Source organism: Streptosporangium sp. NPDC023615 (assembly GCF_040640155.1).
Lineage (GTDB): Bacteria > Actinomycetota > Actinomycetes > Streptosporangiales > Streptosporangiaceae > Streptosporangium.
In genome coordinates, this window is sequence record NZ_JBFABE010000020.1 from 85,801 (window position 1) to 106,392 (window position 20,592).

Below are 20,592 nucleotides of genomic sequence, written 5' to 3' on the forward strand. Positions count from 1 at the left end.
CCCTCCCCCTGCGCGGAAACCTTATTCGGTGCTAGTCTCCTGTGCGATCTTCCGGAGGCGTAATCCATCCCAAAGCGGCACGAGCCTCCACACGCTCAGGGGTTGGGACGAGTGGACATGGGCTCTAGGAACCGCTCGATTCGGTTCAAGATTTTCTTGCTGCTGCTCCTGCCGCTGCTCTCCCTGAGCGCGCTGTGGGGATTCGCCCTCAACCTGACCATCGGCGACGGGATCTCCCTGCTGAGGGCCAACACCCTCTACCAGACGGTGGGCGTCACCTCCACCGACCTCGGACTGCAGTTGCAGGCCGAGCGGACGCAGTCGTCGATGGTGGTCAGCTCCCGGGTCATCACCAGCGGGATGGGCGAGCAGCGCGCCCGTACCGACCGCTCGATCGAGGCGTTCCAGAAGGCGGCGGCCGGCGACGAAGCCGTCACCCCGGAACTCCGCGCCTCCCTGGACGAGCTGCTGCGCCGGCTCGACGGCCTGCCGAGCATCCGCTCCGGCGTCGACGGCGGCCAGCAGTCACGGCTGAGCGTGCTGTCGAGCTACAACCAGATCCTCGACGCGGTCTTCCTGGTGTACACCCAGATGACCGCGGTGCCCGACCTGTCGATCTTCCAGCAGGCCGCGGCCATGCAGGGGATGGGCAACGCCCACGAGATGATCGCCCGGGAGAACGCGCTGGTCAGCGGCGCGCTGGTCGACAAGCGGATGTCGGAGGAGGAGCGCAGGGCCTTCGGCGAGTACGTCACCACCCGGCGCTTCCTGCACAACCGCGGCGTGGCCTCGCTCGACGCCGAGCTGAGCGGCCCCTACCGCGACACGTTCCGCTCCTCGGTCTTCGAGAGGTTCACCGAGCTGGAGCGGGCCGTCGCCGGGGGGACCGGCGACCGCCTGCCCCTCGAGGCCGCCGGCTGGAAGGCGTCCGTGAACGAGGTCTCGACCTGGCTCGACAAGGTCAACGCCTCCTCAGCCCGCACGCTGGCGGACCGCGCCCAGGGGATGGCCACCGACGTCCTGATCCGGATCGTGATCGCCGGTGGCGTCGGCCTGATCGCGGTGGTCGCGTCGATCATCATCTCGGTCCGCTTCGGCCGCCGCCTCGCCTCCGAGCTGGCCGGGCTGCGCTCGGCCGCCCTGGACCTGGCGGACGTGCGGCTCCCCCGCGTCGTGGAGCGCCTGCGGCGCGGCGAGGAGGTCGACGTGCGCGCCGAGGCGCCGCCGATCCAGGCGGGCGGCTCGACCGAGGTGCACGACGTGGCCCACGCCTTCGGCTCGGTGCAGCACACCGCCGTCGAGGCCGCCGTCGGCCAGGCCAACCTGCGGCGCGGCGTCAGCCAGGTCTTCGTGAACCTGGCCCGCCGCAAGCAGAGCCTGCTCCACCGCCAGCTCGCCCTGCTCGACAGCATGCAGCGCCGGGCGACCGACCCCGACAGCCTGCACGACCTGTTCCGGCTGGACCACCTGACCACCCGCATGCGGCGGCACGCGGAGAGCCTGATCATCCTGTCCGGCGCGGCGCCCGGCCGGTCCTGGCGCAGGCCGGTGCCGGTGATCGACGTGCTGCGGGCGGCGATCGCGGAGGTCGAGGACTACACCCGCGTCAACGTGCTGCCCGTGGCCGACGTCTCGCTCGACGGGGCCGCGGTCGCCGACATCACCCACCTGGTGGCCGAGCTGATCGAGAACGCCACGATCTACTCGCCGCCGCAGACCACGGTGACCGTCCGCGGCGACGTGGTGGCCAACGGGTTCGCCGTCGAGGTGGAGGACCGCGGCCTGGGCCTGAGCCCCGCCGAGTACGAGGCCGTCAACGCGCGCCTGGCCGACCCGCCGGAGTTCGACCTGGCCGACAGCGACCGGCTGGGCCTGTTCGTGGTGGGTCAGCTCGCCTCCCGGCACGGCATCCAGGTCATCCTGCGCGGCTCGCCGTTCGGCGGCACCACGGCGATCGTGCTCCTTCCCCGGGCGTTGCTGGCCCAGCAGGACAAGCCCCTCACCCTCACCGCGCAGCGGACGTCGTACACCGCCGAGCGCGTGGACGAGCGCCCGGAGGGGCTGTTCGAGCCCGCCCCGCGTGAGGCGCTCCCGTCCGCGCCGGGCGGAGGCGGCCTGCCCCGCAGGACGCGTGGCGCCCCCGCCGTCCAGCCCGCGGCCGCCCCCTCGCTCAGCGTCGTCACCGACCTGCCCGCCCGCGCCCCGGCGCCCGGTCTCCAGGAGCGACCCGGCCAGGACGGCGGGGGCGAGACGGTCCGGGAGGCGCCCTCACGTCCGGCGTCCTCCCCCGGTGACCCGCGCCGGCCGGTGCCCTCACCGGCGGGGGCGGCCCTGGCCGGGGCGAGGGCCCCGAGGACGCCCCAGGCGGGCCAGGTCTCTCCCGAGACCCGGGAGGCGCCCTCCCGGGGCGGCGGTGCGACCGGCTGCCCGGCGGCGCGCCCGTCGGCCGTACAGCCTCCCGCCGGACCCGGCGGCCTGCCCCGCCGGGTCCGCCAGGCGAACCTGGCGCCTCAGCTCCGCCAGGAGGGCGAGGCGGCGCCCGCGGCACCGGCACCGGCACCGAAGGCCGAGCCGTGCGAGGAACGTTCACCCGACGAGATCCGCGCCATGTTCTCCGCCTTCCAGGCGGGCGCCCGGCGCGGACGCGAGGAACAGAACGACGAATCGCCACACCACACGACAGGCGACAAGGGGGACAAGTGACCGGAAGATCGACCAACACCGGCGAGCTGAACTGGCTCCTCGACGACCTGACCGGCAGGGTGGGCGCGGTGCGCCAGGCGGTGATCCTCTCCACCGACGGGCTGGCCGTCGGTTTCTCCAAGGGGCTCAGCCGCGAGGACGCCGAACATCTGTCCGCGGTCGCCGCCGGGTTCCAGAGCCTGGCGCGCGGAGCGGGACGCCAGTTCGGCGGCGGCGAGGTGCGCCAGACCATCGTGGAGATGGAGTCGGCCTTCCTGTTCGTCACCGCCGCCGGGCAGGGCACCTGCCTGGCCGTGCTGAGCAGTGCCGACGCCGACGTCGGCCACGTCGCCTACGAGATGGCGATGCTGGTCAAGCGGGTCGGCCAGCACATCTCCGCCAATCCGCGCCAAGGTCTCTCGTGAGCGGCGGACCCGGCGGGCGCGACCCCCAGGGCCCGCTGGATCGCCGGGCCCGCTGCGGGAGGTCCGGATGACGCACTGGATGGACGAGGAGGCCGGGCCCGTCGTCCGGCCGTACGCGCTCATCGGGGGTCGCACCCGTTCCTCCGGCGACACGCTGGATCTGGTCGCGATCGTCACCTCGACCCGCTCCGTCCCGCCCGGGGGATTCATCCCCGGGCCGGAACAGGAACGCATCCTCGCCATGGTCACCACCCCCACCTCGGTCGCCGACGTCGCCTCCGACCTGAACCTGCCGCTCGGCGTGGTCAAGGTCCTCCTCGGCGACCTGAAGGACCACAAGCTCATCTCGATCGGGCGCGCCTCCGCGAGCGAGCGCATTCTCAAGGAAGTGATCAATGGACTTCGGGCCCTCTGACGAACCCGTCGCCCTCAAGATTCTCATCGCGGGCGGTTTCGGGGTCGGTAAGACCACGCTCGTGGGCGCCATCAGCGAGATCCGCCCGCTCCGTACCGAGGAGGTGCTCTCCGACCGTGGGATCGGCATCGACGACGTCGACGGTGTGGAGGGCAAGACCACCACGACGGTCGCGATGGACTTCGGTCGCATCACGATCAGGGAGGGTCTGGTCGTCTACCTGTTCGGCACGCCCGGCCAGGAGCGGTTCTGGTTCATGTGGGACGAGCTGTCCTACGGCGCGCTGGGCGCGGTGGTGCTGGCGGACACCCGGCGGCTGACCGACTGCTTCCCGTCCATCGACTACTTCGAGCAGCGCGGCACGCCGTTCATCGTGGCCGTCAACTGCTTCGACGGCGCCGACCGGCACGAGGCCGAGGACGTCCGGGTGGCGCTGGACCTGGACGCGGACGTGCCGGTGCTCCTGTGCGACGTGCGGCGGCGGGTGTCGGCGAAGACGGTGCTGGTGACGCTGGTGGAGCACTCGCTGAAGGTACTGACGGCCAGCCAGAGCTGACCCGCCGGAGGCGGGGCCGAGCCCTCGGTGTCAGGGAGCCGAGGGCGCCGACGACGGCCCGAGGGCACCGACGACGACCGGGGCCGGGAGCCGAGAGGCCCGGGCCGCCCGGGCCTGCGCCGGCAGGGGAAGGCCCGGCGGGGCCGAGAGGGCCGGAAGCCCGAGAGGCCGGGCGGGACCGGGCGGGACCGGGACGGTCAGAGGGCCCGCAGGCCGCTGATCAGCTCCCTCAGCAGGCTGTCCGTGGGCGCCGACGACGCCGGCGCGGGCGACCGCACCAGGATGAGCCCCTGGTCGAGCATGTCGCCCAGCAGGACCTTGACCACGCCGATCGGCAGGCCCGCGTCCGCCGCGATCTCCACGATGGGCCTGGCCCGCCCGACCAGGCCGAGCAGCCTGCGGTGCTGCAGTCCCAGGCCCGCCCCGGCGGGGATGGGCGTCCCCGCCGCCGTCGCCGTCGAGAGCAGGTCCAGCGAGGAGGAGGACGTCCTGGTGCGCCCTCCGGTCATCGCGTAGGGGCGGACGACGGGACCGGCCTCCTCGTCGACCCACTCCACGTCGTCGGTCACTGCCCGGCCATCCTCGGCCCGGTGGCCAGGTGCTGGCCGACGCGGGTGACCAGGCGGGCCATCTCGTACGCGATCAGGCCCACGTCGGCGGCGCCGGTGGTCATGACCGACAGGCAGGTCCCCTGCCCGGCGGAGGTGACGAAGAGGAAGGCGGCGTCCATCTCCACCATCGTCTGCCGTACGGCGCCGCCGCCGAACTGCAGGCTCGTACCCTTGGCGAGGCTCTGGAACCCGGAGGCCACCGCCGACAGGTGGTCGGCCTCCTCCTTGGACAATCCTCGGGACGAGGCCATCATCAGCCCGTCGTTGGACAGGATCAGCGCGTGCGAGACGTCCGCCACGCTCGTGACGAAATCGTCCAGAAGCCAATGCAGCTCACCCGGCACGTGATGTAACCCCTTCCGGTCTGATGGTCTCGCTGGTCTCCGGCCGTCCCCGGCCCGGTGGCTCCGTCCTCGCCGGACCCGCCGGCCCGGCCAGTCCGGTCACGTGGTCACCGTCGTGGTCGCGGCTCATCGCGTGGCACCGCCGTCCTCGTCCTCGGCCCGGCCCCGGCGCCAGCCCGACTGCAGGGCGCTCATCAGCGCCCTCGCCTCCTCGGGGGAGCGTGCCCCGGCCCTCGTCTCCCCGGAGGAACGCGCGCCGGTCCCCGCCCCCTCGGCGGAACGCGCGCCGGCCCCAGCCCCGGAGGGGGCGCCCGGCCGTGGCTGCGGATCCGCTCGCCGCACCCTGCGGGGCAGCCCCTCGCCGGTGCGACGCGGTGGCTTCCACAGGTCCGCGGGGACCGGCACCGCGTGCTCCGCCGGTCCGGTCCGCCGGGACGGTCCGGTGCGCCCGGCCGGTCCGGCCCGCGTGGGCAGGACGGTGAGCACCGGCGGCGACGACACCGGCGCCACCGCCGACACCGGCGCCACCGCCGATTCCGGCGACTCCGCCGACTCCGGCGGTGACGGCTCCGCGGGCTCGGGGTCGCCGAGCAGTTCGCCCGGGATGACGAGGAGCACCCCGGTCCCGCCGTACGGCGAGGGGCGCAGCGTCACCCGGACGCCGTACCTGGCGGCCAGCAGCCCGACCACGGTGAATCCCAGCCGGTCGGTCTGGGCCGGGTCGAACTCCGGCGGGCTGGCCAGGCGCTCGTTGACGGCGGCGCGCTCGTCCTCGGTGAGCCCCAGCCCCCTGTCCTCGATCTCGACCGCGAAGCCCCGGGCCACCGGTTCGCCGCGGACCGAGACCTGGCTGTCCGGCGGGGAGAAGACGGTGGCGTTCTCCAGGATCTCGGCGAACAGGTGCATCATGTCGGCGACGGCGTTGCCGGCCAGGGTGGTGCCGCCCATGGGATAGATCCGTACCCGGGCGTAGTTCTCGACCTGGGCGGCCGACCCGCGCAGCACGTCCTCCATCGGCACCGGCGAGCGCCACCTGCGGCCCGCCGCCCCGCCGGACAGGATCACCAGCCCTTCGGCGTGACGGCGCATCCGGGTGGTCAGGTGGTCGAGCAGGAAGAGCTTCTCCAGCGCCTCGGGGTCCTCGGCCCGCTGCTGCATGCCGTCGAGCAGTTTGAGCTGGCGCTGCAGGAGCGACTGGCTCCGCCGCGCCAGGTTGCGGAACGCGTGGGAGACGCCCTCGCGCAGCCTGGCCTGTTCCACGGCGGCGTTCACCGCGCTGCGCTGGACGCTGTCGAACGCGGTGGCCACGTCGTGGATCTCGGAGGTGGTGCCCACCGGCTCCAGCGGGGGCGCCTCGGCCGCCACGTCCACCTTCTCGCCACGGCGCAGCCTGCCCATCACCCGCGGGAGCCGGGTCTCGGCCAGCTCCGCGGCGGCGCCGCGCACGGCGGCGAGTTCCCGGGTGATCCCGCTGCCGATCCGGTACGACACCAGCAGCGACGCGATCACCGCGATGAGGCCGATCAGTCCGACGACGCCCGCGCGGACGAAGGCAGTGGCCGCCGCGGGCGCGGCCCGGTCGACGAGCTCGGGGGCCACGACCTCCAGGGACCGCCGGTAGGTGACGTCCAGCGCGTCGCCGGCGGCGCGCCAGGCGGCGGGCGACACGCGGGCGCCGGACAGCAGCCGGTTCTCCAGCGCGGTGAAGCGGGCGTACGTGGAGGAGGCGATCATCTCCGAGAAGGGGCCGCGCAGCGCGGGGTCGAGTTCCGGCATCGCCTGTTCCATCAGGAAGATCCGGTTGGAGACGAGCCGGCCGAAAAGCCGGCTCTCGGTCTCCGTCATCGGCCCCTTGAGCGCCAGCACGCCGGCGGCCAGCGCCCGCTCGCGGCTGAGCAGGTCCACCGCCTGGTTCATCATCGTGATGCCCCGGGACTGGCGGTAGAGCGGGAGGTCGTTGGTGAGGCTCAGGGTGTTGAAGAGCCTGTGCAGGGCGTCCGGCAGCCGGGAGAACTCCTCGGAGAGCCCCACCGGGCCGATCCGGCCGTCGTCGATCCTGGCGCGGATCGCGTCGAGCGCCTCGGTCTGCCGCAGCAGTTCGGCGTGGTGCGTCCGCATCTCGTCGGACATCTTCGAGCGGGCCGCGTCCCCGGCCGTCTCGTCGCGGAAGCGGGCGCGTGCCTGGTCGGTGACGGCGCGCTGCGCCGCCATGGTGCGGTGGTCGGCGTCGGAGCGGGTGGCCAGGAACTCGGCCGACAGGATGTGCTCGCGCTGGACCTCGCTGCCCAGCTCACCGGCGGGCTTGCCCACCGTCGCGTACAGCGTGCCGATCGAGAGCAGGCTCATCGAGTCACCGACCGTGACGATCGCGGCGAAGCCCCAGACCGCCACCAGCGAGGTCAGCGGGATCACCAGCAGCACCGAGAGCTTGAATCGGATGGACGTGCTCGATGCCATGTCACCTCGACGGCTCGCTCTGGGATCGCCGGGGAACACCCCGGGCGATCTCTAGATCGTCGAAGAGAATAGCACCGGTGGCTTCTCTTATTTGTATTCTATTTGTGACATGTCAGGAAATGGTAATAAGGGAGAGGAAAAGGAACCCGTGACGGTGTGTGGTCGCCGGGTCGTCCCATGACGGGGCCTGGGGATCGTGCGCGGGTCACCCCAGGACGGCGTGTGACGCCGGGGCGGCGCTCCGCACGCGGCTCGGCCGCGCCAGCCGGACCGCGGGAACGGCGGTCAGCGCGGCCCCGATCCCGACCAGGCTCCACTCGACGAGGCCGATGAGCACGCCCTGGCCCGGGAGCGCCACGTAGGTGAGGGCCAGCAGGCCGAACCCGCCGGCCAGCGCCAGCCACTCCACCACCCTGGCCACCGGCCGCCACCGCTCGTCGGCGTTGAACCGCGCCGCCATCAGGCCACCGGCCGCCGGCATCGCGACGAACGCGGCCATCGCCACGAGGTGGTGCGCCTGGGCGACGGCCTCCATGGCGCCCGCGGGCAGGACCGCGGGCAGCGCCGCGACGAGGATCAGGCCCGCGCCCCACACGAGCGTCAGCCTCTCGGCCGGCAGGCCCACCCGCGCCCTCGCCACCCGCAGTGCGGCCACCACGGCGAGGGCCGCGACCCCGAGCGACGCCAGCATGAGCGAGGTCGCCCCTCCGCGGTCCAGCACCGCGTACTCGCTGACCGGCAGGTTCAGCGGGTCGGCGTACGAGGCCGGGCCGATCTGTCCCACGACGGCGGCCAGGGCGGCCGTCACGAGCGCGGCACAGGCGATCAGGGGGTAGAGCCTCTTCGACGCGAGCATGGGTCAAGACTGTCCGCCGGAGGGCCTTCCGGACATCCGGCGGCACCCCTGATCCAACCCTGAGCCACCCCTGAGACGGCCCGGGATCACCCCGGGACCGCCCTCTCGCCCCGGGATCACCGGCCCCGCCGGGGGATCACCCCTCGGCCCGGGACGACCGCCCGGACGCGGGGGCGCCTCGGCGGGGCCGGTGGCTCAGCGCAGGGCGCGGGCCTCGGCGTAGCGGGCCCTGACCTCGGGAGCGGGGTCGGCCTCGTAGTGCTCGGCCCCGCCCGCCTCCCAGACCGGGGGCTCGTCCCCGCCGAGCAGCCAGGCGGCCTGCCGTGCCGCCCCGTCGGCCACGTACTCCCCGGGCTCGGGGACGACCACCGGCCGCCCGAAGACGGCCGGGGCGATCCGCCGTACCGCCTCCGACCGGGCGCCTCCCCCGATGAGCAGCACCCTCGCCGGGTCCAGTCCGAGGGCGTCGAAGGCGTCGGCGAGGTGGCAGAGCAGTCCTTCGACCGCCGCCCTGGCCAGGTACTCGGGGGTGGAGGTGGCCAGCGTCAGGCCGTGCAGCGAGCCGGTGGCGGTGGGCAGGTTGGGGGTGCGCTCACCCTCCAGGTACGGCACGTACACCAGACCGCCCGCGCCCGGCGGCGCCGACAGGGCCAGCCGGTCGAGGTCACCCAGGCCGACCCCGAGCATCCGCGCGGTGGCGTCGAGCACCCTGGCCGCGTTGAGCGTGGCCACCAGCGGCAGGAACCGGCCGGTGGCGTCGGCGAAACCCGCCACCGCGCCGCTCGGGTCCGCGCTCGGGCTCTCCGCGACCGCGAAGGCCGTCCCCGAAGTGCCGATCGAGACCACCACGTCGCCGGGGAGCGCGCCGACCCCGAGCGCCGCGGCCATGTTGTCGCCCGTCCCCGGGGCGAGCCGCACCGTTCCGCCGGCGGGTACCCCCGAGACGGGCCGTACCTCTCCGGCCGGGTCGCGGGGGCCCAGCACGGCCGGAAGCTCAGGGAGCGCGCCGAAGGCCTTCTGGAGCAGGTCCGTCCGGTAGGCGCCGGTCGCGGGCGACCAGTAGCCCGTGCCCGAGGCGTCTCCCCTGTCGGTGACGAACTCGCCGCCCAGCCGCCAGGTGAGCCAGTCGTGCGGCAGGCAGACGCGCTCGGTGCGGCGGGCCGAGTCCGGCTCGTGCTCGGCCAGCCAGCGGAGCTTGGTCACGGTGAACGAGGCGACCGGCACGCTGCCCACCGCCTCGGCCCACCCCCCGGGACCGCCCAGCTCGCCGACCAGGTCGGCGGCGGCCCCGGCGGAACGGGTGTCGTTCCACAGCAGCGCCTTCCTGACCACCCGGCCGTCGGCGTCCAGGCAGACCATGCCGTGCTGCTGGGCGCCGATGCTCATCGCCTCGACGCCGTCCAGCCCGCCGGCCCGCTCCAGCGCCTCCCGCAGCGCCTCCCACCAGGCGGCCGGGTCCACCTCGGTGCCGTCGGGGTGGGCCGCGCGTCCCTGCCGGACCAGGGCGCCCGTACGGGCGTCCCTGATCACCACCTTGCAGCTCTGGGTCGAGGAGTCGACCCCGGCCACCAGCGTCATCCGCGGACCCCGAGGAGGTGCTCGACGGCGAGCTGGTTCAGGCGGGTGAAGTGGAAGCCGCGCGCGGCCACCGCCTCCAGGTCGAAGTCGTCGCGCTCCAGGTCCGCGAGCGTCTCGCCCGGGGCGAGCGTGGGCTCGGAGAGCTCGGCGACCTTGCTCGCGGCGAGCGCCTCGGCGACCTCGGGGTCCGCCCGGAAGGCCTTCACCTTCTCCTTCAGGATCAGGTACGTGCGCATGTTGGCCGCGGCCGAGACCCAGACGTCGTCGGCGTCCTCGGTGCGCAGCGGCTTGTAGTCGAAGTGCCGGGGGCCGTCGTAGCCGCCGTTCTCCAGCAGGTCCACCAGGAAGAAGGAGTTCTTGATGTCGCCGTGGCCGAAGATCAGGTCCTGGTCGAACTTGGGACCGTGCTGGCCGTTGAGGTCGATGTGGAAGAGCTTGCCGTGCCACAGGGCCTGGGCGATGCCGTGCGCGAAGTTGAGCCCGGCCATCTCCTCGTGGCCCACCTCGGGGTTGAGGCCGACGCGCTCGGGGTGCTCCAGCTCGTTGATGAACGCCAGGGCGTGGCCCACGGTCGGGAGGAGGATGTCGCCCCGCGGCTCGTTCGGCTTGGGCTCCAGGGCGAACCGGATGTCGTAGCCCTTCTCGATCACGTACGAGGTGAGCGTGTCCATGCCCTCCTTGTAGCGGCTGAGCGCGGCGCGGACGTCCTTGGCGGCACCGGACTCCGAGCCCTCGCGCCCGCCCCAGCAGACGTAGGTGGTCGCGCCGAGCTCGGCGGCGAGGTCGATGTTGCGGATGACCTTGCGCAGGGCGTAGCGGCGGACCTCGCGGTCGTTGCTGGTGAACCCGCCGTCCTTGAAGACCGGGTGGGTGAACAGGTTCGTGGTGGCCATCGGGACCTTCATCCCGGTCTCGGCCAGCGCCTTCTTGAAGGCGGCGATCGCCCTGTCCCGGTCGGACTCGACGGCGAGCAGGTCGTCGTCGTGGAAGGTGACGCCGTAGGCGCCGAGTTCGGCGAGGCGGTGGACGCTCTCCACCGGGTCCAGCGCCGCCCGGGAGGCGTCGCCGAACTGGTCGCGGGCCTGCCAGCCGACGGTCCACAGCCCGAAGGTGAAGCGGTCCTCGGGCGTGGGGGTATAGGCGCTCATCTGTGTTTCCTCCGAATTAATCCACGTTATGGACTTAATATGTATCGAGCTGGTGGGATCGTCAAGAGGTGGTTGTTCCATGACACAGGCCCTGCGCCACGACGCGATGCGCGCGCGCAACCTCGGCGTGGTCCTCGCCGAGGTCCGCAGGAGCGGTCCCGTCAGCCGTGCGGCGCTCGCCGAGATCACCGGGCTGACCAAGACGACGGTCTCGAAGATGGTCGGCGACCTGATCGCGGCGGGCATGGTCGCCGAGTCCGGCGCGGTCAGGGACGGCGAGCGGGGACGGCCCGGCACCGCCGTCGCACTGAGCGGCGGGCGGGTCGCCGCGCTCGGCCTGGAGATCAATGTCGACTACCTGTCGGCCTGCGTGGTCGACCTCACGCTCGCGGTGCGGACGCGATATGCACAGGCTGTGGACAACCGCATGTCCTCGCCTGTGGAAACCCTGTCTCACCTGCAGGAACTTGCCCAGAAAGCTGTGGACGAAGCCCAGGCGCAGGGGCTCGTCATCGCCGGTGTGACCGTCGCCGTGCCCGGCCCTGTGGACAAGGGACTGGTACACGCCGCCCCCAACCTGGGCTGGCACGACGTCCGCGTCCCCGACCTGCTGAGCCTCACCGTGGAGGTGGACAACGAGGCCAACCTCGCCGCCCTGGGAGAGCTCTGGTTCGGCTCGGCCCCCGAGGACTTCCTGCACGTGTCGGGCGAGATCGGCATCGGCGCGGGCCTGGTCGTCGGCGGCGCCCTCTTCCGCGGCGCCAGCGGCCTGGCGGGAGAGCTCGGGCACGTGGTCGTCGCCCCCGACGGGCCCGCCTGCCGCTGCGGCGGCCGAGGCTGCCTGGAGCAGTACGCCGGGCAGGACGCGCTCCTGCGGGCCGCGGGGCTCGGCGGGACCGCCGGAGGCGTGCCGGAGCTGCTGGAACGGCTGCGCGCGGGCGAACGACGCCCGCTGGAGGCCTGCGAGCGCGCCGGCCGGGCGCTCGGCGTCGCCCTGACCTCCGCGGTGCACCTGATGGACCCGGGAACCATCGTGCTGGGCGGCGTCTTCGCCCCGCTGTTCGAGTGGATCAGGGAACCGGCGCACCGGACGATGACCGCCCGGCTGTCCACGATGCGGCACACCGTTCCCGCGCTGACCGTCTCACGCCTGGGCGGCGACGCGGCGACCCTGGGCGCCGCCGGCCGGATCATCCACCGGGTCATCGCCGATCCGTATTCATGGCGACGCTTCGCGTCGCGGTGAGGCCGCTTGGATCCGGCTCCTTCCCTCGTCGGACGGAATCGTTCGTTCCTCACGGTTCCGTCCTCCTCGGTCCAGTCGCCGGCGCGGCCTCACGGGAGTCCCGGGGAAGGATGGATGGCGCATGAGGATCCGGGTGTCAGGAGGAAACCGGAGACCTGGGCGGGATCACGGGGTCAGGCGTCGTTGGAGGATCATGCCGGGCCATGCGCCCACGAAGAACGGCATCGACCGGGTGAACCCGCACCGCTCGTAGTAGCCGACCAGACGGCCGTCGTCGCCGGCGTAGCAGTCGACGCGCAGCAGTCCCACCCCGCGCCGGACGGCCTCGCCGGCAGCCCAGTCGAGCAGGGTCCGGCCCACCCGACGACCGGAGAAGCGCTGGTCGATCACCAGCGCCCGCACGTACAGCTCGGGTTCGGGCGCCGGCATGACGTACGGGTTCGGCGGGCCCACCACGACGCACCCGGCGGGCCGGCCGTCGAGCTCGGCGATGCGCATGCCATCGCCCGCCGCCCACTGCCTGACCTGCTCGATCCGCTGGGGATCGCGGCTGAACGGCTCACTGCCCCACTGACCGGTACGCCCCCGGCTCACCAGGAACTCCACGGCGCTGTCGAACATCCTGAGTACGGCCCCGACGTCGCCGGGTCCGCCGTCGCGGATCGTCACCCGCCCAGATTACGGGGCGGCACCGGCCGGGACGGGCGGATACGGCGGTGAAGGCGTCAGGGGTGGTCGGGAGTGACGGGAACGGGGGCGGCACGGGGAGTGGCGGGAGTCGGAGCGGTGGGGATCGGGGTGGCTCCGGGAGCGGCGGGGAGCGGGGTGTCGGGGGTGCCCGGGAGGGCGTCGGGGGCGGGGAGGAGGGCGGCGCACAGGGCGGTCAGGTGGCGGAGCCGCTCGGGGTCGAGGCGGTCGAGGAAGACCTGCCGTACCGCCTCGACGTGACCGGGGGCGGCGGCCGCGAGGGCCGCGAACCCCTCGTCCGTGAGGACGGCCCAGCTCACGCGCCTGTCGGCCGCACAGGGCGCGCGACGGACCCAGCCGCGTTCCTCCAGCCGTTTCACCGCGTGCGACAGGCGGCTCTGCGAGGCGTTGACCTCCGCCGCCAGCTCGCTCATCCGCAGGGTGCGGCCGGGCGCCTCCGACAGTTTCACCAGCACCGCGTAGTAGGCGTGCGGCATGCCCGAGTCGCGCTGCAGCTGCCGGTCCAGCTCCTCCTGGACGAGCTGGGAGGCGGTCAGGAACGCACGCCAGGCACGTTGCTCGTCATCGTCCAGCCATCGCGTCACGCCCACAGCTTACTTGAACTCTCAACAAAGTGAGGTAAGATACTTGAGAGTTCAAGCTTTAGGAGGAACCATGCCGGTCCAGCGGCTCAACCACGCCGTTCTCTTCGTCCGTGACGTGGAGCGGAGCGTCGCCTTCTACCGGGAGGCCCTCGGCTTCACGGTGGTCATGGGCACGCCGCGAGCCGCTTTCCTGCAGGCCTCGGGGTCCACCAACGACCACGATCTCGGCCTCTTCGAGGTGGGCGCGCAGGCCGGCCCCTCGGGCGCCGGGCGCGCGACCGTCGGCCTCTACCACCTCGCCTGGGAGGTCGACACCCTGGAGGAACTGGAGCGGATCGCCCTCAGGCTCGGCGAGCTCGACGCCCTCGTCGGGGCCTCCGACCACTCCACCACCAAGGCGCTGTACGCCAAGGACCCCGACGGGCTGGAGTTCGAGGTCTCCTGGCTGGTCCCCGCCGACCTGCTGACCGAGGAGGCGCTGAAGGGGCGCACCACCATCAGGCCCCTGGACATCGCGCGGGAGAAGGAGCGCTACGGCGCCGAGACCCGCGGCGGGGTCGGCGTCTCGATCCCCGCCTGAGCGATGGACCGAAACACCCGGAGATGAGGTGACCCGGCGGAGGCCTCCCCAGCCCTCCGCCGGGTCACGGACTCTCCCGACGTGCCCCCTCAGACGAGGGATACTCCCCGTTCCCCTATTTTTTACCTATCCAAAATTCGGCTCGCGGGTGTCAGAGCCGCGCGAACCACTCGCGGACCGCGTCGACGCCCCCGGTTCCGAGGGCGACCATCAGCGCGCATCGCGCCTTCTGGGGCGCCAGCCCGCGGGCGCCGATCGCCCCCACCTTGGCGGCGAGCCCCTGCACGGGACCCGCCTCGCCCAACGGCCCCCGGCCGGTACGGCAACGCGACGCCACGACCACCGGGATGCCCCACTCCGTCAGCTCCGCGATCGTCGAGAAGAGACCGACCGGCACGTTGCCCGCCCCGGTCCCCTCCAGCACGACACCCTGGGCTCCGGCGTCCACGACCGCGGTGAGCAGGCCGGGCTCGATCCCCGGATAGGTCTTGATCAGGGCCACGTCCGAGGCGGGATCCCCTCCGAACGCCGGTGGCCGGGGCGGGGGCGGGACCAGCGCCTCCACCCGCCCGCCGAACACGCGGCCCAGCGGCGGGAAGGGCGCGGAGGAGAACGCCGCGACGCTCGTGGCGTCGGTCATGCTCACCCAGCGGGCGGCGTGGATCTCGTCGTTGACGCACGCGACCGCCCCGGCGCCGCGCAGCGCCTCGTCGACGGCGGCGACGACGGAGGAGACGAGGTTGCGCGGTCCGTCCGCGGACGGCTCGTCCACGGAGCGGACGGCGCAGGTCAGCACGACGGTGCCGCGCTCGGCCGCCCGGCCGAGGAGCAGGTCCGTCAGGTAGGCGGTCTCCTCCAGCGCGTCGGTGCCGTGAGTGATCACCACACCGTCGAACCGGCGTTCCAGAAGGGCCGAGCGTGCCCTGCGGGCCAGTTCCAGCATCGTCGAGGGCGACATGTCCCAACTGGGCTCCGCCGTCACGTCCTCGGCCACCACGTCCGCGGTGATCGTGCCGGGCGGCAGGTTCCTCAGCAGTTCCGCCCCGGACGCCGCCCCCGGCCGGTCGGGGGCGTAGGAGTGGGCGATGGTGTCACCGGTCGCCAGGAGCAGCACACGCTTCACGGACGGAAACCTTTCGATGGCCGAGGAGACGTCCGGTCCGTGGGCGGGCAGGCATGCGGAAACCGGACGGGGACGGGCGGCAGGGCCGACGGCGGGACGGGAACGGGAAGGGGGGCGGAGGGAGCGGGGAGGGTGGCGGAGCGGGTCGCAGGGCGGGCGGTAGGACGGGTGGCAGGGCGGGCCGCAGGGGTGACGGCGGTCGGGCAGTGGGTCGGACACGGTTCCCTGGGGCTCGTGTCGGCTCCCCACAGGACCCGCACCGTCGGGACGAAGCCGCTCCGGACACGGCCCACCTATTTATAACCCATCGATACCCCTACTGGGGTTATGTTCGCGGAGCCGTGGGGCCGTGGGGCCTTGAGTTCGGAGGTCATGAACCGAGGGGTCGAGGGGTCGAGTGGCCGGACAGCCGTGAGGCCGGGAAGTCATGGAGTCGTGGGGGCCGGCGGCCAGAGGTCCGGGAAGTCGCCACGGGGTCGTGGGGACGGTCAGGCGGCCGGGAAGCCGGGTCAGGGGGGCGGCGGGAGGAGGCGATGGAGACCGGACACGCCGGGGTCCGCGAGACCGTCGCTCACGAACAGTCTGTGGGCGGTCTGCCGAGCCCCGTCCCTCCCCGCGCCGAGCACGAACTCCTCGGGTGTCCGCCCGAACAACCGCCGGAGTGCCGCCGACCGCCCCAGCAGGTGCTCGATCAGGTCGCGCTGGGGAGCCAGTCGCAGCGGCCCGCCCTCCTCGTCCACCAGGCATCCGTGCCTGCTCACGTAGACGTGGCACGGCGGGAGCGTCTCCCCCGAGGAGAGGGTGACCGGGAAGGAGTCGCCGGGCAGGACCGTCCGGCGGTAGTTCGGCTCGGTCGCGTCCAGCACCGCGAGCTGGGTCTCGTCCACCCAGACCACGAACAGCAGCGAGGCTCCCCGCGCCCCGATGGGCGTGGCGGGCAGGTAGGCGTACCGGCTGATGTGCGCCGAGACCCCGGGGGCGACACCGTGCACGGCGGCCGGGGTCAGCGGGACGACGGCCCGGACACCGGCGGCGGTGAACTTGCGGCGCAACTGGCCGGGGGCGGCGTTGGAGCCCACCGCGACCACCGGGTGGCGCGCCTCCAGCGGTGCCGCACCGAGGGCCGCCAGGTGGTCGGCGAGCCTCGCGCTCCGGCCACCGCACCGGACCCGCCCGTCGGCGAGGGCTCCGGGCGCCTCCTCCATCGGCAGGAAACGGTCGTCGGCCAGTAGTCCGGCCGCCGGAGGAAGACGGCCGGGATAGGTCAGTGGGGCGGACATCGGATCGTCGGCGAGAAGCCCGGAGAAACCGGGGAGGCCGGAGGGGGACCGCTCCGTCGCCGGTGCCGGATGGGGACGGTCGTCACGCGCGGCGCCCATCCCCCAAGGGTAGGCGGGGCCGGGAACGTCCTCGCGGGCGCCCCGGCACGCGCGGGAGGGGTGGGGCCTGCCTCACCTTTTTCCCGGACCCCTCGCCCATGTGCCCGGGGCGGCGAGGTCCCTACGGTGTTCTCATGACCGCCGTCGAGATGATGCCCACCCCCTGGACGAGGATCAGCGCTCACTGGTCGGCGCGGACCTGGATGCGTACCGTCCATCTGGTCTCGGGGGCGTCGCTGGCCCTGCTGGGCGTCGCGGCGCTCTCGGCCCTGGCGGCGGCCGCGGTGCTGCTGGTGTGGACCGTGGTCGTGCCGGTGGCGGCGCTGCTGCTGTTCTTCGTGGTCGTCCGGTTGCTCACCCGGGTGCAGCGGTCCCGGTTCGCCACCTTCCTGGACGTCGACATCGCGCCGGTCCCGTGCCGCCCACTGAGCAGGAACCCGCTGCGGCGGCTGCTCCAGGAGACGCGGACCTGGAGCGCCTGGCGCCGGCTCGGGTACCACCTGCTGACCGTGCCGATCAACGGGATCGGCGCCCTCTCGGTCGTCGGGGCGTGGTCGAGCGCCCTGATCACGGCCGTGCTCGCCGTACGGCACTGGGTGCTGGCGGAGACCTGGCAGAGCGTGGGGTTCGTCTTCGCCTCCGGGATCCTGTTCATCGCCGCACCGTGGGTGGCCCGCGGGTTCACCGCGCTGGACGTGATCGCCGCCGAGGCCCTGCTCGGCCCGAGCCTCAGCGACCAGCTCGTGCTGCGGGTGGAGACGCTGCGGGAGAGCCGCGCCGGGATGGTGGACGCGGCCGACGCCGAGCGGCGCCGCATCGAACGCGACCTGCACGACGGCACCCAGCAGCGGCTGGTGTCGCTGGCGATGAACCTGGGGATGGCCCGCGCCACCCTCACCGACCTGCCCGAGCCCGCGCGCGAGGTGATCGTGCGGGCGCACGAGGAGGCCAAGCTCGCCCTGCGGGAGCTGCGCGACGTCGTCCGCGGCCTGCACCCGGCGGTGCTGGACGAGCAGGGCCTGGACGCGGCGCTGTCCGGTCTCGCCGCGCGGGCCCCCTTCCCGGTGCGGCTGCGGGCCGACCTGTCCGGGCGGACCGCCCCCACGGTCGAGGCGGTGGCGTTCTTCGTCGTCTCCGAGGCGCTGACCAACATCGCCAAGCACGCGCGGGCGTCCGGCGCCGAGGTCGTCGTCGGCCGCGACGGCGACGTGCTGCGCCTGTCCGTGCACGACGACGGTGTCGGCGGGGCGGACCCGGACCTGGGGAGCGGGCTGCGCGGCCTGGCGGGGCGGGTGGCGTCGGTGGACGGCATCCTGGACGTCGACAGCCCGCCGGGCGGGCCGACGACGATCAGAGTGGAGCTGCCGTGCGTGTAGTGCTCGCCGAGGATTCCGTGCTGCTGCGCGAGGGGCTGGTCCGCCTGCTCGGCTCGGCGGGCATCGAGGTGGTGGCCTCCGTGGCCGACGCCGACGGGCTGCTCCGCGCCGTGGACGAGCACGATCCCGACCTCGTCGTGACCGACGTGCGGATGCCGCCCTCGCACACCGACGAGGGGCTGCGCGCCGCGCTGGTGCTGCGCCGGCAGCGGCCCGCGCTGGCGATCCTCGTGCTCTCCCAGTACGTCGAGGAGCGCTACGCCACCCGGCTGCTGTCCACCGCGACCGGGGGGATCGGCTACCTGCTGAAGGACCGGGTGGCCGACGTCGAGGAGTTCCTCGACGCGGTACGCCGGATCGCCGGGGGCGGCACCGCCCTGGACCCCGAGGTGGTCGCCCAGTTGCTGCTGCGCGGGCGCAGCGACCCGCTGGACCGGCTGACCCGCAGGGAGTACGAGGTGCTGTCGCTCATCGCGGAGGGCCGGTCCAACACCGGGATCGCCGAGGCCCTGGTGGTCTCCGAGAGCGCGGTGGGCAAGCACATCAACAACATCTTCGCCAAGCTCGACCTCTCCGGCGCCGACAAGGACCACCGCCGGGTACTCGCCGTCCTGCGCTTCCTCAAGGTCTGAGAGAACATGTCCACACGGAACACCGTCCGGATCGCCTGGCTCGCCGTGGGCGGGACGCTCACCGCGCTCGCCGTGGCCTTCACCACGCTGGCGGCGCTGGCGGAGATCAACGCGCCCGACCGGATGGTCGAGACCACGTCCAGGTTCCACACGCTCACCTCCCCGAAGGTCGTGGTGCGGGCCACGGGTCACGTCGATCTCACGGTCGTCACCGGTCGCGAGAAGCGGCTGGACGTCGAACGGGAGCTGCTGTGGACGCGGCACCGGCCCGTGGCCACCGAGCGGTGGGACGGCCGGACGCTCACCGTCGACGCCCACTGTCCCGGCGACCCCGGCGGCCCCGGCGGCCCCGACGGCCCCGACGGCCCCGACGGCCCCGACGGCCCCGAGTGCCGGGCGCAGTACGTCCTGACCCTGCCCGCGGCCACCGGTGTCGAGGCGTCGATCCGCAGCGGGACCCTGTCGGTGAACGGGGTCCACGGCGACCTGCGCCTCTCGGCCGACACCGGTGACGTGATCGTGATGGACTCGCTGGGCACGCTGCGGGCGCGGGTGCGCCGGGGCAACGTGTTCGGCCTCGACCTGAGGTCGGCCGGGGCCGACGTCGAGACCGGCAGGGGACACGTCAGCCTGGGGTTCACGAACCCGCCCGGCGACGTCAGGGCCGTGGTGAGGTCGGCCGGGGACGTCGAGGTCAGGGTGCCGGACGAGGGCGACGGGAGCGGGTACGACGTACGGACCGCCTCCGGTGACGCGACCGTCGCGGTGCGGATCGACCCGGACGCACCGCGCCGGATCACCGCCCTGACCCCGGCGGGCGAACTGCACGTCCTGCCCTCCTGACCCCGGCGGGCGAACCGCGCGACCTGTGCCCGCCCGGCCCGCGACCCCGTCCCGGGCGGCCCTTCCGGTCCTGGGGGGCGAACCCGGCCGGCCCGGCGGACGAACCGCGTGTCCTGTGCCCGCCCGGCCCGCGACCCCGTCCCGGGCGGGGCGGGGCATTGCGAACACAGGTTTGACCGGGTCGAAACCAGTACCCGGCCGCCCGCGCACGCGTCGGGGACTTGAATCGGAGGCATGACTCCCCACGACGACCCGCGGGGCCAGGCGGTCATCACCACCGCGATGCGGCTCTTCTCCGCGCTCGGCTACGACGGCACCTCGCTGCAGGCGACGGCCGAGGCCACCGGCGAGGATCCGGCGTGGATCCAGGAGCGGTTCGGTGAGAAACGCGACCTCTACCTCGCGGTCGTCGACCACGCCGGCCGGGCGGAACGGGCCGTCGTGGAGGACGCGCTCGCCGCCCTCCCCGCCGCCGACGCCGAGGGGGTCGCCACCGCCCTGTACGGACTGTCCGAACGCTACCTGGACTTCTGCGCCGCCAATCCGCAGATACCCGCGCTGTGGATCCACCGCTGGCTGGGGGACGCCGCGGACATCCCCGAGGTGGAGGGGACCCATTCGACCCCGCTCCTGAACTTCACCGCCGACGCGATCCGCTCGGCCGCCAGAGCCGGGTTCGTCGACGGGGAGGTGGACGCGGACCTGATGGTGCGGACGCTGGTGTGGAGCGTGTACGGGTTCCTGCACGGCGAGATGATCGCCCAGGCGGATCGCTCGGTCTCCGCCCACCCGGAGGCGCGGCGGCGTTTCCTCGCCCACCACCGCCAGTTGCTCGACCGCGTGCTGAGGCTCCCCGGCGCCTGAGACCGCCCGAGGCCCGAGGCTCCCCGGGACCTGGGAGGCCGCGACGCGGACCGGGGTCTTCCGGGGCCTGAGGGTCTCCGAGGTCCGGCGCTCCCGGGGCCCGGGGCCCGGGAACTCCCCCAGGTGCGGGGCTCCCGTGCCGGCCGCCGTCGTCCCCGTCCGTCCCGTCGGTACGAGCGATCACC

At 73.4% G+C, this 20,592-nt stretch carries 20 protein-coding genes; 10 read left to right on the forward strand and 10 right to left on the reverse strand.

Annotation, left to right across the window (positions count from 1 at the left end):
* Positions 1-156: 156 nt before the first annotated feature.
* The 4 genes from AB0G16_RS17055 to AB0G16_RS17070 all read left to right on the forward strand — a co-directional run bounded on the left by AB0G16_RS17055 (position 157) and on the right by AB0G16_RS17070 (position 4,078).
* Positions 157-2,703 (forward strand): nitrate- and nitrite sensing domain-containing protein, encoded by a 2,547-nt coding sequence (locus tag AB0G16_RS17055; RefSeq protein WP_362805471.1) that lies wholly within the window; start codon positions 157-159, stop codon positions 2,701-2,703.
* Positions 2,700-3,107 carry a roadblock/LC7 domain-containing protein gene (locus AB0G16_RS17060; RefSeq protein WP_362805473.1) on the forward strand — a complete coding sequence of 136 codons (408 nt, stop codon included), beginning with the start codon at positions 2,700-2,702 and terminating at the stop codon, positions 3,105-3,107. The genes AB0G16_RS17055 and AB0G16_RS17060 overlap by 4 nt, the downstream gene beginning before the upstream one ends.
* A 67-nt stretch (positions 3,108-3,174) precedes the next feature.
* Entirely contained in the window at positions 3,175-3,522 is a 348-nt protein-coding gene (locus AB0G16_RS17065) for a DUF742 domain-containing protein (RefSeq protein WP_362805475.1), read from the forward strand.
* Positions 3,503-4,078, forward strand: coding sequence for an ATP/GTP-binding protein (locus AB0G16_RS17070; protein WP_344891567.1), 576 nt, complete (start codon positions 3,503-3,505; stop codon positions 4,076-4,078). Before AB0G16_RS17065 ends, AB0G16_RS17070 begins: the two co-directional genes overlap by 20 nt.
* 197 nt (positions 4,079-4,275) lie before the next feature.
* On the opposite strand, the gene AB0G16_RS17075 is transcribed toward AB0G16_RS17070, so the two are convergent.
* The 6 genes from AB0G16_RS17075 to xylA form a co-directional block, all read right to left on the reverse strand.
* A complete protein-coding gene (locus tag AB0G16_RS17075) occupies positions 4,276-4,647 on the reverse strand; it encodes a DUF742 domain-containing protein (protein ID WP_362805477.1) in 372 nt (123 codons plus the stop codon).
* Positions 4,644-5,033, reverse strand: coding sequence for a roadblock/LC7 domain-containing protein (locus AB0G16_RS17080; protein ID WP_362805479.1), 390 nt, complete (start codon positions 5,031-5,033; stop codon positions 4,644-4,646). The genes AB0G16_RS17075 and AB0G16_RS17080 overlap by 4 nt, the downstream gene beginning before the upstream one ends.
* 126 nt (positions 5,034-5,159) lie before the next feature.
* On the reverse strand, positions 5,160-7,490 hold the full coding sequence (locus tag AB0G16_RS17085) for a nitrate- and nitrite sensing domain-containing protein (RefSeq protein ID WP_362805481.1): 2,331 nt from the start codon (positions 7,488-7,490) through the stop codon (positions 5,160-5,162).
* Between the two features lie 205 nt (positions 7,491-7,695).
* Positions 7,696-8,346: a DUF998 domain-containing protein gene (locus AB0G16_RS17090; RefSeq protein WP_362805483.1), complete on the reverse strand. Its 651-nt coding sequence runs from the start codon at positions 8,344-8,346 to the stop codon at positions 7,696-7,698.
* A gap of 195 nt (positions 8,347-8,541) precedes the next feature.
* A complete protein-coding gene (gene xylB, locus AB0G16_RS17095) occupies positions 8,542-9,924 on the reverse strand; it encodes a xylulokinase (RefSeq protein WP_362805485.1) in 1,383 nt (460 codons plus the stop codon).
* Complete coding sequence (xylA, locus tag AB0G16_RS17100) at positions 9,921-11,072, reverse strand: xylose isomerase (RefSeq protein WP_362805487.1); 1,152 nt, start codon at positions 11,070-11,072, stop codon at positions 9,921-9,923. Before xylA ends, xylB begins: the two co-directional genes overlap by 4 nt.
* A 79-nt stretch (positions 11,073-11,151) precedes the next feature.
* Between xylA and AB0G16_RS17105 the strand changes: the two genes are divergently transcribed.
* On the forward strand, positions 11,152-12,318 hold the full coding sequence (locus AB0G16_RS17105; protein WP_362805489.1) for an ROK family transcriptional regulator: 1,167 nt from the start codon (positions 11,152-11,154) through the stop codon (positions 12,316-12,318).
* A gap of 165 nt (positions 12,319-12,483) precedes the next feature.
* Here the strand turns inward: AB0G16_RS17105 and AB0G16_RS17110 are convergent, their stop codons facing one another.
* Together AB0G16_RS17110 and AB0G16_RS17115 are read right to left on the reverse strand one after the other, a co-directional pair.
* Entirely contained in the window at positions 12,484-12,987 is a 504-nt protein-coding gene (locus tag AB0G16_RS17110) for a GNAT family N-acetyltransferase (RefSeq protein ID WP_362805491.1), read from the reverse strand.
* Between the two features lie 56 nt (positions 12,988-13,043).
* Entirely contained in the window at positions 13,044-13,610 is a 567-nt protein-coding gene (locus AB0G16_RS17115; protein ID WP_362805493.1) for a MarR family transcriptional regulator, read from the reverse strand.
* Positions 13,611-13,680: 70 nt separating this feature from the next.
* On the opposite strand from AB0G16_RS17115, the gene AB0G16_RS17120 reads away from it, so the two are divergent.
* Positions 13,681-14,190 (forward strand): VOC family protein, encoded by a 510-nt coding sequence (locus AB0G16_RS17120; RefSeq protein WP_362805495.1) that lies wholly within the window; start codon positions 13,681-13,683, stop codon positions 14,188-14,190.
* Between the two features lie 151 nt (positions 14,191-14,341).
* Here the strand turns inward: AB0G16_RS17120 and AB0G16_RS17125 are convergent, their stop codons facing one another.
* A complete protein-coding gene (locus AB0G16_RS17125) occupies positions 14,342-15,313 on the reverse strand; it encodes an asparaginase (protein WP_362805497.1) in 972 nt (323 codons plus the stop codon).
* Between the two features lie 509 nt (positions 15,314-15,822).
* Positions 15,823-16,692: a hypothetical protein gene (locus AB0G16_RS17130; RefSeq protein WP_362805499.1), complete on the reverse strand. Its 870-nt coding sequence runs from the start codon at positions 16,690-16,692 to the stop codon at positions 15,823-15,825.
* A gap of 134 nt (positions 16,693-16,826) precedes the next feature.
* On the opposite strand from AB0G16_RS17130, the gene AB0G16_RS17135 reads away from it, so the two are divergent.
* The 4 genes from AB0G16_RS17135 to AB0G16_RS17150 all read left to right on the forward strand — a co-directional run bounded on the left by AB0G16_RS17135 (position 16,827) and on the right by AB0G16_RS17150 (position 20,407).
* The gene (locus AB0G16_RS17135) at positions 16,827-18,068 is read left to right on the forward strand and encodes a sensor histidine kinase (RefSeq protein ID WP_362805501.1); all 1,242 of its coding nucleotides are present in this window, start codon (positions 16,827-16,829) and stop codon (positions 18,066-18,068) included.
* Positions 18,059-18,700 carry a response regulator transcription factor gene (locus AB0G16_RS17140; RefSeq protein WP_362805503.1) on the forward strand — a complete coding sequence of 214 codons (642 nt, stop codon included), beginning with the start codon at positions 18,059-18,061 and terminating at the stop codon, positions 18,698-18,700. Before AB0G16_RS17135 ends, AB0G16_RS17140 begins: the two co-directional genes overlap by 10 nt.
* A gap of 6 nt (positions 18,701-18,706) precedes the next feature.
* Positions 18,707-19,543, forward strand: a complete 837-nt coding sequence (locus tag AB0G16_RS17145) for a hypothetical protein (RefSeq protein WP_362805505.1) — start codon at positions 18,707-18,709, stop codon at positions 19,541-19,543.
* A 234-nt stretch (positions 19,544-19,777) separates the two neighbouring features.
* Positions 19,778-20,407 carry a TetR family transcriptional regulator gene (locus tag AB0G16_RS17150; RefSeq protein ID WP_362805507.1) on the forward strand — a complete coding sequence of 210 codons (630 nt, stop codon included), beginning with the start codon at positions 19,778-19,780 and terminating at the stop codon, positions 20,405-20,407.
* Positions 20,408-20,592: the final 185 nt, after the last annotated feature.

What these genes read in the sequence shown, in the direction of transcription:
- AB0G16_RS17065 (WP_362805475.1), top strand. Translation starts at nt 3,175, where the DNA reads ATGACGCACTGGATGGACGAGGAGGCCGGGCCCGTCGTCCGGCCGTAC.
- AB0G16_RS17070 (WP_344891567.1), top strand. Translation starts at nt 3,503, where the DNA reads ATGGACTTCGGGCCCTCTGACGAACCCGTCGCCCTCAAGATTCTCATC.
- AB0G16_RS17085 (WP_362805481.1), bottom strand. Translation starts at nt 7,490, where the DNA reads ATGGCATCGAGCACGTCCATCCGATTCAAGCTCTCGGTGCTGCTGGTG.
- AB0G16_RS17090 (WP_362805483.1), bottom strand. Translation starts at nt 8,346, where the DNA reads ATGCTCGCGTCGAAGAGGCTCTACCCCCTGATCGCCTGTGCCGCGCTC.
- xylB (WP_362805485.1), bottom strand. Translation starts at nt 9,924, where the DNA reads ATGACGCTGGTGGCCGGGGTCGACTCCTCGACCCAGAGCTGCAAGGTG.
- xylA (WP_362805487.1), bottom strand. Translation starts at nt 11,072, where the DNA reads ATGAGCGCCTATACCCCCACGCCCGAGGACCGCTTCACCTTCGGGCTG.
- AB0G16_RS17105 (WP_362805489.1), top strand. Translation starts at nt 11,152, where the DNA reads ATGACACAGGCCCTGCGCCACGACGCGATGCGCGCGCGCAACCTCGGC.
- AB0G16_RS17120 (WP_362805495.1), top strand. Translation starts at nt 13,681, where the DNA reads ATGCCGGTCCAGCGGCTCAACCACGCCGTTCTCTTCGTCCGTGACGTG.
- AB0G16_RS17130 (WP_362805499.1), bottom strand. Translation starts at nt 16,692, where the DNA reads ATGGGCGCCGCGCGTGACGACCGTCCCCATCCGGCACCGGCGACGGAG.
- AB0G16_RS17135 (WP_362805501.1), top strand. Translation starts at nt 16,827, where the DNA reads ATGACCGCCGTCGAGATGATGCCCACCCCCTGGACGAGGATCAGCGCT.
- AB0G16_RS17145 (WP_362805505.1), top strand. Translation starts at nt 18,707, where the DNA reads ATGTCCACACGGAACACCGTCCGGATCGCCTGGCTCGCCGTGGGCGGG.
- AB0G16_RS17150 (WP_362805507.1), top strand. Translation starts at nt 19,778, where the DNA reads ATGACTCCCCACGACGACCCGCGGGGCCAGGCGGTCATCACCACCGCG.